Annotated in this window: 8 protein-coding genes; 5 read left to right on the top strand and 3 right to left on the bottom strand. The window is 48.6% G+C overall.

The features are described from left to right. Nucleotides 1-51: 51 nt before the first annotated feature. The 5 genes from OEY58_00810 to gloA all read left to right on the top strand — a co-directional run bounded on the left by OEY58_00810 (nucleotide 52) and on the right by gloA (nucleotide 8,330). The gene (locus OEY58_00810; protein ID MDH5323982.1) at nucleotides 52-3,123 is read left to right on the top strand and encodes an FAD-dependent oxidoreductase; all 3,072 of its coding nucleotides are present in this window, start codon (nucleotides 52-54) and stop codon (nucleotides 3,121-3,123) included. A 108-nt stretch (nucleotides 3,124-3,231) separates the two neighbouring features. After that, nucleotides 3,232-3,738: a cyclic nucleotide-binding domain-containing protein gene (locus tag OEY58_00805; protein ID MDH5323981.1), complete on the top strand. Its 507-nt coding sequence runs from the start codon at nucleotides 3,232-3,234 to the stop codon at nucleotides 3,736-3,738. Between the two features lie 204 nt (nucleotides 3,739-3,942). After that, on the top strand, nucleotides 3,943-5,154 hold the full coding sequence (locus OEY58_00800) for an argininosuccinate synthase (protein ID MDH5323980.1): 1,212 nt from the start codon (nucleotides 3,943-3,945) through the stop codon (nucleotides 5,152-5,154). 324 nt (nucleotides 5,155-5,478) lie between these two features. Then, nucleotides 5,479-7,911 (top strand): EAL domain-containing protein, encoded by a 2,433-nt coding sequence (locus OEY58_00795; protein MDH5323979.1) that lies wholly within the window; start codon nucleotides 5,479-5,481, stop codon nucleotides 7,909-7,911. A gap of 32 nt (nucleotides 7,912-7,943) precedes the next feature. Further along, nucleotides 7,944-8,330 (top strand): lactoylglutathione lyase, encoded by a 387-nt coding sequence (gene gloA, locus OEY58_00790; GenBank protein ID MDH5323978.1) that lies wholly within the window; start codon nucleotides 7,944-7,946, stop codon nucleotides 8,328-8,330. 273 nt (nucleotides 8,331-8,603) lie between these two features. On the opposite strand, the gene OEY58_00785 is transcribed toward gloA, so the two are convergent. The 3 genes from OEY58_00785 to nth form a co-directional block, all read right to left on the bottom strand. Continuing rightward, nucleotides 8,604-9,983 (bottom strand): MFS transporter, encoded by a 1,380-nt coding sequence (locus tag OEY58_00785; protein ID MDH5323977.1) that lies wholly within the window; start codon nucleotides 9,981-9,983, stop codon nucleotides 8,604-8,606. A 266-nt stretch (nucleotides 9,984-10,249) separates the two neighbouring features. Beyond that, a complete protein-coding gene (locus OEY58_00780) occupies nucleotides 10,250-10,672 on the bottom strand; it encodes a DUF1841 family protein (GenBank protein ID MDH5323976.1) in 423 nt (140 codons plus the stop codon). Nucleotides 10,673-10,735: 63 nt separating this feature from the next. Then, complete coding sequence (nth, locus tag OEY58_00775) at nucleotides 10,736-11,371, bottom strand: endonuclease III (GenBank protein ID MDH5323975.1); 636 nt, start codon at nucleotides 11,369-11,371, stop codon at nucleotides 10,736-10,738. Nucleotides 11,372-11,665: the final 294 nt, after the last annotated feature.

Raw genomic sequence — 11,665 nt, 5'->3', positions numbered from 1 at the left:
CAGCCTCCGGCTGTCGGCCAATAATAATCCTACGAGTCAGTTAATCGAATTATGTCTGAATCATATGTGATAAAAATGCCCCAGTTGTCCGACACCATGACAGAAGGCGTGGTGGTCAGTTGGGAGAAAAACATCGGCGATAAGGTGGTGCGGGGTGACATCGTTGCCACGGTGGAAACCGATAAAGCCATTATGGACGTGGAAGTGTTTCGTGAGGGTTATTTGTCCGGTCCTCTGGCTGAGGTGGACAGTGTGGTAGCCGTGGGCGAAGCCATCGCTTATTTAGTGGAGTCCAAAGAAGAGATTAAACAAGTCGGCGATGCTGCACCGGTTGCGGCTGCTCCCGCTGTTGTTGATGCTCCGGCCCTGCTTGCAGCGGCGAAACCGGAAGGCGCCAGCCATGTGATTAAAATGCCACAGTTATCCGATACCATGACCGAAGGGGTGGTGGTGAGTTGGGAAAAACAACTGGGGGACAAGATTGAACGCGGCGATGTTGTTGCCACCGTGGAAACGGACAAGGCGATCATGGATGTGGAAGTGTTCCGTGACGGTTATTTGTCCGGCCCCATCGCCGAGGTAGACAGTATCCTGCCGGTAGGTGAGGCTATGGCCTACTTGGTGGATAAACCTGAGCAAGTGCTGAAAGAAGGCGCAGTAGCCACGGTTACCGGCAAAGCGGCATCGGGCGATGTGACCAGTCCCTCGGATCAGGAGCCCAGGCATCAAATCGCTGCGGCACATCCGGCTCCCGGGCATAAAGCGCCGGCGCGACAGCAGGATCTTTCCGGAATACACCCGGCACCTCGTCCGGACAACAAATATGCAACGCCTTATGCTCGCAAACTGGCGGCGGCACTGCATGTGAATCTCAATACTTTAAAAGGCAGCGGCCCAGGTGGTGTGATTCGGGCTGAAGATGTACGCAAAGCCCAACCGTTGGAACGGCCCAGCGAGATTGCCAGACAAACACCGGCGCATATTATGCCGGAAGTACAAGTACCGGGACACGGTCGCGCCATGACCGCTATGGAGCGGGCAGTAAGTCATTCCATGACGGCGTCACTGACTATGCCCACCTTTCATGTGACGGTGGATGCCAAGCCCGATGCGCTCATTAAAGCGTCCAAGAAAAAAGGTATATCGGTTACGGTTGCTATTGCCAAAGCTTGTGCCTTGGCTATGAAGAAACATCCCACCATGAACTGGTGTTACCAGCCGGTGGATAAGTTGGTGGAACGGGACCAAGTGGACATTGGTATGGCGGTGGCAGCCGAAGGCGGTGGTCTGGTTGTGCCGGTTTTGCGTCATTGTGAGTCGCGCTCACTGGAAGAGCTCAATGAGTCTTGGGGTAGCTTGGTGGAGCGTGCCAGAAAACGTCGTTTGGCCCCGGAAGAATACGCCAATCCCACTTTTATGGTATCCAATATGGGTATGTTGGGCGTGTCCTATTTTGATGCTATCCCGACACCGGGTACAGCAGCCATTCTGGCTATATCCTCGGCCGGTGATAAGGGTATGCCCTTAACCGTCACCGCTGACCATCGAGTGGTTAATGGGGCGGAAGTGGCGCAGTATTTAAATACGTTGAAAAACAACATCGAACACCCGGAAACCTGGATGGGCTCCCTGGGTCCGGCGATACCTGACGGCGACTGGGATTACGATGTGGTTGTCATCGGCGGTGGTCCCGGCGGTGAAGATTGTGCCAGAGATATTGCTTCTCACGGCTTGAAAGTGGCCATGATTAACGACGCACCTTTCCCGGGTGGCGAGTGTTTGTGGCGCGGTTGCATACCTTCAAAAGCTTGGCGTGCGGCGGCAGATCGTATGCGCGATCGAGCCCATGATGAGCATTTGGGGGTTGAAGGTACGACTAAGGCCAAACTGAATTGGTCCAAGCTGGAAGCCACTCGACGATCCGTATTGGAAACTCGGGGCCAAATGGCTTTGAAAACCGATATGGGCGTCAAGATCAAAGTTATTCAGGGATTTGCTTCTTTTGAAACTGAGCACCGCTTGTTTGTGGATACTTCCGGCAACAGCGATGATCCGCACCGACGAGCTCCCTTGGGGGATGGCTCTCAGGGTGAGCATATCACTTTTGGTGTTGCCGTCATTGCTACGGGTGCGCCGCCCTTTGTTCCCCCTATCCCCGGTGTCGATTTGGCGATGGAAGCGGGCCAGGTATTGACGTCGGATACAGTGTGGCAATTATCGGAAGTGCCCAAAAAGCTGGGGGTTATCGGTGGTGGAGCCATCGGTCTGGAAATGGCGCAGATCTTTCAGGATTTTGGCAGTGAAGTGGTTCTGTTCGAAGGTCAGGATCGCATACTGGCCGAAGTGGAACCGGAAATTGCCAAAAACCTCACGGCGGTATTGAATGAGGATCCCAATCTCACTATACACACGTCAGTGAAGGTCACTGAAATCAAGCCTAAAGCTGGAAATCGTAAGGCTCAAATCGTTTATCAGGATGCGGAAGGTAAGGATCAGCGTTACGCCTGTGACTATATCATCATGGCTACCGGTAAACGTCCGGTATTGGAGCCCCTGAAACTGCAAAATGCCGGGGTGCAAACGGACCGCGGCGTGATCACTGCTGATGCTTACTGTCGTACTTCGATACCGCATATTTTTGCGGTGGGGGATGTGATTGGCGGTTTGATGTTGGCACATACAGCCGGTCAACAAGGTCGGGTGGCTGCTGCAACGATTCTCGGTGAGAGTATGCGCTACGATCAAGATAAAGATAGTGGTGTTATTTTTACCCGCCCTGAAGCGGCGTTTGTGGGGCTGTCTGTGGATCAGGCTAAAGCGAAAGGTATTGATGCGGTAGAAGTAAAAATGCCCATGAATATTGATGCCAAGGCCATGATTACCAATGAGCTTCACGGCATGATCAAAATCGTGGCGGATAAGAAGAATCGTCGTGTCATCGGGGTGCATTTTCTTGCGGATCATGCGGACACCTTGATTGGTGAAGGTGTGATGATGGTCAGTGGTGAGATGACTTTGGATCAAGTGGCTGAAGCCATTCATCCGCACCCCACTCAAACGGAAATGTTTGGGGAAATGGCGCGACGCTTGTTGTCGCGGTTAAGACGCAGTAAGAAGAAATAGTCCAAGCGACCTCTGATTCCTGCGTGAATCAGAGGTGCAGTTCTCACGGTCCCATCCCCTTGGGCCGGATTATGCATAGTCAACCCCAACATCAGAAAGGGATACGCTATGCAAACGGATGCCGCACTCAATAACCTGGAGCTTCTCGGCCAGGGCTCTGCCTTTTGTGACGAACTTTGCAGTATGTTGGAACAAATGCCCATGTTCCGCGACCTTACGCGGCCCGAAGTAGAGATTTTGTCCGGTTATGTTCAGGCTTTTGAAGCGGAAAGCGGTAAAACCCTGTTTTTAGAAGGTGAAAAAGGCGGTTTTATGTGTTTTTTGGTGAGCGGGAAAATTGATGTTATCAAAGAGTCTCATCTACGTGAACGAAAAACCATCACTACGGTTCGTCCCGGACAAACCATTGGGGAAATGTCCTTATTGGATGACATGCCTTTTTCAGCGACTGCCTGCGCTGTCGAAAAAACCACAGTGATACTGATAACGCGGCGGAATTTTGAATCTTTTACTGAGGACCATCCGGCCTTGGCGATTAAAATGATTCGCAAAGTCGCCCGTTTAATCAGCCTGCGCCTGCGTCAGACTACCGGTATTCTGGCGGACTACATATAAGCCCCTGTTTCATCGGTTTTTTTTCCACCCCTTGCACGCCAACCCGTTCCGGCACGTCTCAACGTCGATGGCGTTCAAGTCCAATTCGGTGTAAAGTTGCCGCTTCAATTTTTGTTGTTTATTTTTTTGTTTTAGAGGGATAAGCCTTCAATGGAGGAGGAGCCTTCAGTGAACAAAAAGCCTTGAGCGAGATAGAGAGTAGTCATGGTGAAGCAGAAGATCAGCAAAGTGGTTTTGGCCTATTCCGGTGGTTTGGATACTTCCATTATTTTACGTTGGTTACAGGAAGAATACGGCTGCGAAGTGGTTACATTTACCGCCGATATCGGCCAGGGTGAGGAAGTGGAACCGGCTCGCGCCAAGGCTCAAGCAGCGGGCGTGAAGGAAATTTATATTGATGATTTAAAAGAAGAATTTGCTCGTGACTTTGTTTTTCCCATGTTTCGGGCCAATGCCATCTACGAAGGTGAATATTTGTTGGGCACCTCCATTGCCCGGCCTTTAATTTCCAAGCGTCAAATTGAAATCGCCAATGAAACCGGTGCGGATGCGGTTTCTCACGGCGCCACCGGCAAAGGTAATGATCAAGTGCGTTTCGAACTGGGTTATTATGCGCTTAAGCCCGATGTGCATGTAATTGCGCCTTGGCGTGAGTGGGATTTAAACTCTCGCCAGAAGTTACTGGATTATGCGGAAAAACACGGTATTCCCATCGAGAAAAAGCGCGGCACCAAATCCCCGTATTCTATGGATGCCAATTTACTGCATATTTCTTACGAAGGGGATATCCTGGAAAACACCTGGAATGCCCCGGAAGAAAGCATGTGGCGCTGGACAGTATCACCACAAGAGGCGCCGGATCAAGCCACAGAACTGGTATTAAGTTATCGACACGGTGATATTGTTGCCATAAACGACAAGTCCATGACACCGGCAGAAGTTATGGAATACTTAAATAAAGTTGCCGGCGCCAATGGTATTGGTCGGGCCGATATTGTCGAAAACCGTTACGTCGGTATGAAGTCCAGGGGTTGCTACGAAACTCCCGCTGGGACAGTTATGCTCAAAGCGCATCGCGCTATTGAGTCCATCACATTAGATCGGGAAGCGGCCCACTTAAAAGACGATCTCATGCCTAAATACGCCAGCCTTATCTACAATGGCTACTGGTGGAGTCCCGAGCGTAATATGCTCCAAACTTTAATCGATCAATCGCAACAACATGTGAACGGCAGGGTACGATTGAGCTTGTACAAAGGTAATGTCATTGTCACTGGGCGAGAGTCCACATCGGATAGTCTGTTTGATGCCAATATCGCTACTTTTGAAGACGATGCCGGTGCCTATAACCAGAAAGATGCTGAAGGTTTTATAAAGCTTAACGCCTTACGATTGCGTATTGCATCCAAGCGCTAATTGTTTTTAAATAGTGGGGAACCTCTGCTAAGCATGGAGTGGTGCTGCGAAAGGGCGCTGTACGCGGTTCTTTCGATCCATTAGCAGAGATTCCTGGCTGTATTCATATTGCTGTACTTTAGGTTATCGCTGCGATTAATTATTTTGCAGTTCGATTTGATGGGGGTAAATGGCATCCTGGTCAACGCTGTTGGTATTACAGCCGATAACTTAAGAAGTTTCCGTATGTGTTTGTGCGTATCGTGAGTCGGCATTCTGGGTGTAGTGTGAGGTTGGGATGCTGCTGGCAGCTTCGGGGCAAATCATTTATGCATAGGTGACTGAGTGTATACTCAACTTAACATTGTTAAGGGTATCAATAAGGGCGAACTAACTCATCTTAAAACCGTTCCCGGTGAAGGTATTTTTGCATTGGATACCAGTGGTGAACTGGTTTTCATGAATCATGAAGCAGAGCAAATTCTGGGTTGGAACTCGGATGAGCTTCAAGGCCATAATTTTTTCCAACGACTGAAATTCAAAATGGATGCATCCGCCACCATAGGCTCATCCAAGTGCGCAGCTTTACACAGTGTTTCCTGCTCTCATTTGCAAATGGCGGCCATGCTCAATAAGAAAGACGGAGAAACCCTGCCTATTTCTTATATTGCGCTTCCCATGTATGAGGGTGGGCGTATGGTGGGCAAGCTCTATGTTTTCAAAGAGTCCCGTGTGTGCAAAATTGGTGTGGACTATCGCGAATTGTTGGAATCCTCGTGTGTGTTCTTAATCAAGATTGCGGTAGACGGCCGCATTATTTTTGCCAATTCAGCAGCGAAAAAAGTGTTTGGTGCCCGGTTACACTCTGTCTTGCCCAGCAAAATCCAACTGAATTTACAGGAAAACAGCTCGCTTATTCGCCAGCAAACTCTGACAAACCGCGTCAAAACCAAAGACGGCATGGTGAGAACCATCGCCTGGGGTGTGACCCCCTTATACGACAAGGCAAAAGCCTTTCAAGGCGTTATATGTTCCGGCACGGATATATCCGAGCAGGATCAGGCATCGACGGTGTTGTTTCCCGAGCAGATACTGTCGCGAAAAGTGTTTGAGCAAGTATCGGATGGTATTATTGTCTTTGATCAAAAAGGCATCGTGGAATATTTAAATCCCACTGCGGAACGTATGACGGGCTGGAACCGCAGCGATGCCAGGCAGTTGTTGTTAAGCGATGTGTTTCAATTGGTGGATGAACATACCCGTAAGCCCATTGTTAATACCGTATTACGGCGTGCCCGCGAAATAGATCTGGATGCACATCAGCCCAGGGCAGTGCTACTTCGTCGTGATGGCATGGAATACAATATTGAGGAAACTGTATCTGCAATTCGTGATCACCAGGGGGTTATTATCGGTGGCTTTGTAGTGTTTAAGGATGTGGGGGATATGACCAGCCTGGAACGCTGGATGAATGCCGAATCCCGTTACGATGCATTGACCACATTGATCAATCGAACGGAATTTGAAACTCGCCTTACCAAAGCCATTTCCAGTGCCAAGTACGATGGTCATCATCATGCGCTGTGCTATATCGACATGGGCGGATTTCGATCCATTAATAAACACTATGGAGAACAGGCCGGTGATGAGCTGTTAAAGTATACTGCTTCATTGCTCAGCTCCAGTGTCAAGGACACTGACTACATCGGGCGAATTGGGGGGGATGAATTCGGTGTGCTGTTGCGTAAATGTTCTTTGGATAACGCCAAGAAATTTGCCCGCGAATTGAGACAATCCATTCATCATACCCGTTTCATATGGCGCGAGCAAACCATCCCTATGCGAGTGAGTATTGGTTTGGTCCCCATTACGTCCACCTGTGGTGGTTTGGGGGATGTTATGCGTATAGCCGATGCGGCTTGCTACGTGGCTAAAAACAAAGGCAACAATAAATGGCATGCCTACAAAGCCAGCGACATTGCTTTGTCCGACAAAGGGGATCAACTCCGTTGGATACATAAAATACGTCGAGCCTTGGATCAGGATCATTTTCGTTTGTTTTGCCAAAGTATCGTGCCCTTGTCCCCCAAAAAGGACAAGCAAGTGATGCATCATGAAATTTTGCTGCGCTTAATCGATGAAAACGGTGAGGTTTACAAGCCCGCCAGTTTTATTGGTATTGCTGAGAAATACAATCTTATGCCTTCCATCGATCGCTGGGTGGTGCGCACAACATTGAATCTTTTGCATGAACGCTTGGGGCGTACCGATCAGTTGGGTGTGTTTTCCATTAATCTGTCTGCGCAATCCCTGGAGGATGAAAACTTTCTGAATTTTGTGATTGATCAATTGGACCAATCCGATGTGCCTGCAGAGTGCATTTGTTTTGAAATTACTGAATCAACGGCTATATCCAATTTGATGGTGGCCACTCGCTATATGGCCATACTACGGGGTATGGGTTGCCGGTTCTCCTTGGATGATTTTGGGCGCGGTTTTTCATCCTATGCCTATTTGAAAAATCTGCATTTGGATTATTTGAAAATCGACGGTTGTTTTGTTCGCGATTTGGCTGATGATCCCGTGGATCGGGCGATGGTGGATTCCATCAATCAAATCGGTCACATGATGGGAATAGAGACCATTGCCGAGTTTGTGGAGTCGGAAGAAGCTTTGCAACATTTAATGCAAATCGGAGTCGATCATGTGCAGGGTTTTCAAATTGGAAAACCCCGTCCCATGTGGCCCACCGTGGTCGATGAAGCCATCATTGCGTAGCTAATGCGAAATCAGCCGTTAAGGAATGTGTCATGAGAATACTTCACACCATGCTCAGAGTGGGAAACCTGGAGCGTTCCATTAAATTTTATACCGAAGTATTGGGTATGCAATTGCTGCGTCAAAAGGATTATCCCGATGGTGAGTTTACCTTGGCTTTTTTGGGGTATGGTAACGAGGCAGAAAACAGTGTTATCGAACTGACCTATAATTGGGGTACGGACCATTACGAACTGGGTAGCGGTTTTGGTCATATCGCCCTGGAAGTGGATGACGTATACAAAGCTACGGCCGAGATAAAAAGCCAAGGCGGTAAAATTCTTCGTGAAGCCGGTCCTATGAACGCCGGTACTACCATCATATCTTTTGTGGAAGATCCGGATGGATATGCCATTGAATTGATTGGCCGTAAAGCCTAAGTCGGAATTATCGCTGCTCTGAAACCCTGGTATTCTGAAGCCTCAGTGAAGCCCCTGTATTTTAAAGCCCCAAATAACTCAGGGATAGATGGCAATTTTCGTATATCTTCAGTCTTGTTGATTTAAACCTTGCTCATGCAGAAGAAGATGCGATTGTTACGTTTCTGCTGACGCTGACGGATGGTTACACCCCATAAACTGCAAGACGGTTTGTTGGCCGCTTGCTTGGGGCGATCACGGTTATCCGTGTTCGCCCCGTTTGTTTTGGAATGGCTACTTCGGACGTTTCGTACCGCTGATGATGTCATAGATTAAGCCGGATAGCGCACTAAACCGGGTTGCTCGAACGATCAAGGCGGTTACGGTTATGGGGCGAACCTCCCGAACCTCCCTTAATCTGGGTAGAAAGATCAATGCAATGGTCAATCTCGCCAGCGCCGAGATAAGAAACACCCCCAATAAAGCACTGTGCCATGTCAATGTCGTATCGCCCCAGGAAATGTTTTTGGGTAATACCGTGCCCAAGTAACCACCTAGCATGGCACCACAAAACACCCCGATATTTGCCGCGACATTATGGAAAGCCAGAAACGCCGAGCGCCGGTGAGAGGGAATGAGGTCATAGAGGAAATTGGTTGCGCTCAGATTGAATCCGGCCCAAACCAGCCCACTTAACATTTGCACAATGCAGAGGTAGAAAAGATTGTGGGAAAACAACCACAGGATGGGAATCGTTGGGATGGCAAACCCCGTGACCAACAGAATCAAGCGATTGCCGAAAGTATCGCTGATTCGTCCCCAGGTATTAAGGGCGAGAAACTGCATAAAAATGGTGGCCGCTGACGTGGCCATAAACTCAACATAGGTGAATTGCAGATCACGCAACATATATACAGCAAAGAATGGTGAAGCCATAGCAACCACTGTTTGCATACTGGCAAAGAAAAGAGAAAATTGTACAAAACGGGATTGAGCCAGTCGCACCCACCAGCGTTGCGATTGTGAAAAAGGCGTTTCCAGCTTAATTGAAGTGTGCTCGGGTTCAACGAGATAGAGTAAGTGGTATACCGAAACGACACGGGCGATGGCCGCGATGGTAAATATCGCGATAAAGCCATACAGTGTCGCTTCCTGAGCCTCAAATCTATCCAGTACTATGCCGGCCGTTATCAGGGCCAAAAAGGAGGCAACGGAAGTGTAGCGTGTGCGTAGGGCAAAATAGCGACCGCGTTTGCGTTCCGGAACCAAGTCACCCATGAGACTACTCCATTGGGGTACCACCACACTACCGCAGGCGTGATACAAAATCACACAAAGAATAATTGCAGGGACGGCGAACTCGGGGCTGAACACCGGGAGCATAATCAGCGGTATCCAGACCAGTGCTTGCAGTGATGCTCCAACCAAAATCACCTGGCGTCTTGAAGGACCCTTGTGACTGAGCCAGGCGGAAAACAACTGTGCAAGTGAGGAAACCAATGCCGGTAAGGATGCCAGTAAACCGATTTGAGCCGTGTTGGCTTTGAAAAACAAAGCGAAGGCAGACAGATAAGTTTCTCCTGCTCCGGCCATAACGGAGTATGCCACGCCGTCACGAATCGAATGGTTTAATGCTTTATCTGTTTCCTGGTTGTTTGAAAAACGGTGAGCCATACATTCCAAATATTTACAAAAGGCGGTTAGTTAATGGTTATAAATGACCGGCGCGGTATCCAAAAGTTTTCAAGGGTATTAGATTTTGGGTCAAACGTTGGCAACAGACCAGGGGTAAAGCAAGTTTCGTGCTGCAAAATCTCCAAGGCCAGGATTCTATTGCGTTGGTGACAACTTCGTTCTCAGGCACAAATGTGGCTATGTATTTGATCAAACATAAAAAAACAAAAGGGAATGCGAGGATGATTTTGGGCAAGGGCTTGCGCTCACAAGAGCTTGCGTAGGTTTTCTACATAGGCTTGTTGATCAGGTTGTCGTCCTTGAGATTGGGCCTCCCAGATCAATTGCGCCAAACAATCCATCATCATATGTTCCACCCGGTGGCTGTCCTGAAATTTCAATTGTAGCTGCTGATACACTGCGACAATGCCTCTGGGCTGTCCGGTACTTAGTTGTTCCTGTATGGCAATATGCAAACCCATGTGCAGGAAGGGGTTACTTTGCCCCATTTCCGGAGTGTAGTCCTTTTCCAAGGCCACACCGGATTCCAATTCGGCGTGGTATTCAGGATGGTTTTGTATGATCCCCACAATAATTTGTTGCATGGAATCCAGGGCCTGCCCTGAACGGTGTTTTTTCCAGGCGTCTAAATACACCTGGCGAATCTGATTTCTGTCTTGTCCGTACACGTTGATACCTTGCGCTTATCTGAAGACTATTATGCCGTCATTGGCCAGAACTTTAAACTTACCTTAGTCATCGGTTTTTTGTTTATATTCGCATAAATCCTCTATGATACAGGCGCCGCAGCGGGGTTTGCGGGCAACGCAGGTGTATCGCCCATGCAGTATCAGCCAATGGTGCGCATCTCTTTTGTACACCGGCGGCACCACTTTCAGTAATTTTTTTTCCACTTCCAATACGGTATTTCCCGGTGCCAGACGAGTGCGATTGGAAACTCGGAAAATATGAGTATCCACCGCAATGGTGGGTTCACCAAAGGCGGTGTTTAAGATCACGTTTGCAGTTTTTCGTCCTACTCCGGGCAGTGCTTCCAGTTCTGTTCGTGTGGTGGGTACTTGGCTCTTGTGTTGTTTGATGAGCATGTCGCAGGTTTTGATGATGTGTTTCGCTTTTGAGTTAAACAGGCCTATGGTTTTTATGTAGGACTTCAAGCCCGATTCCCCAAGTTGCAGGATTTTTTCGGGGGTGTTGGCCGTTTTGAACAATTTGTCTGTGGCTTTGTTGACACTTTTGTCGGTGGCTTGTGCGGATAAAGCCACAGCCACAAGTAACTCAAAAGGCGATGAATAGTTGAGTTCGGTGGTAGGAGCCGGGTTTTGTTTTTGTAAGCGTGCGAATATTTCGGCACGGATAGTTGGATTCATTACTGATTCTGTCTTGTGCAAAATTGCTATTTTGACAGAAACGAAGCTGATGGCAACGATTAGCCTCTCTCAGCCATACCCCGGCCTTAGAGGCAATATGTCGTCTAGGCGTGAGCCAGGTGAGAGGATTATTCACATGTAAGAAATGTCGGCGTCAAATCGTTGGCAATCTCAGTCTATGGTCTGGAATGCGCTCTAAAGAAATGTATAAGTGTCTGTTATTTATATAGTATATTCATACGCATTGCGATGAAGAATAATCTCGGTAGTAGACTGTTTATTTTTTTCTACGGG

It is taken from the genome of Gammaproteobacteria bacterium (genome assembly GCA_029882975.1).
Lineage (GTDB): Bacteria > Pseudomonadota > Gammaproteobacteria > SZUA-152 > SZUA-152 > JAJDNG01.
The sequence above is the reverse complement of the archived record's forward strand: the minus strand, read 5'-3'. Positions and strand labels throughout refer to the sequence as shown.

Coding starts and splice junctions, on each gene's coding strand:
- nth (MDH5323975.1), bottom strand. CDS start 11,371: ATGAATCCAACTATCCGTGCCGAAATATTCGCACGCTTACAAAAACAA.
- OEY58_00785 (MDH5323977.1), bottom strand. CDS start 9,983: ATGGCTCACCGTTTTTCAAACAACCAGGAAACAGATAAAGCATTAAAC.
- OEY58_00805 (MDH5323981.1), top strand. CDS start 3,232: ATGCAAACGGATGCCGCACTCAATAACCTGGAGCTTCTCGGCCAGGGC.
- gloA (MDH5323978.1), top strand. CDS start 7,944: ATGAGAATACTTCACACCATGCTCAGAGTGGGAAACCTGGAGCGTTCC.
- OEY58_00810 (MDH5323982.1), top strand. CDS start 52: ATGTCTGAATCATATGTGATAAAAATGCCCCAGTTGTCCGACACCATG.
- OEY58_00800 (MDH5323980.1), top strand. CDS start 3,943: ATGGTGAAGCAGAAGATCAGCAAAGTGGTTTTGGCCTATTCCGGTGGT.